Source organism: Anoxybacillus sp. LAT27 (assembly GCF_022030075.1).
Taxonomy (GTDB): Bacteria; Bacillota; Bacilli; order Bacillales; family Anoxybacillaceae; genus Anoxybacillus; species Anoxybacillus kestanbolensis.
Genome location: NZ_JAIWYK010000158.1, coordinates 1 through 276, shown reverse-complemented (window position 1 = coordinate 276; position 276 = coordinate 1). Strand labels below are relative to the sequence as shown.

The following is a 276-nucleotide window of genomic DNA, read 5'->3' as shown; positions in this document are numbered from 1 at the left end:
GGCCGCGTCCGTGAGCAGGTCCTGTCGTCCGTAGCGGAGCTCCGATCGCGATATCGTGCTCCCCGGCCAACCGCCGACGACATAGGAGAGGAGCTCGGGGTTGCGGCTGAGCGCGATCATCCGCTCGCACAGCGCCAGCAGGTCGTCGCGCGATCGCGGGATCATGCCGTCGGGGATTGGCAGCTCCTTGTGATCGAGGAGACCGACGGGCAGCTCAGCGAAATCGGCGAGATCGGGATCGAATAGGCGCTCGGCATGCCGGTCGGTATCGCCCCC

Annotated in this window: 1 protein-coding gene; it reads right to left on the bottom strand. The window is 67.4% G+C overall.

Translation table 11 applies throughout. From position 1 onward, the window contains the following. Positions 1 to 276, bottom strand: a 276-nt coding sequence (locus tag LD028_RS08940) for a hypothetical protein (RefSeq protein ID WP_237811608.1), incomplete at both ends; no start/stop codon positions are given.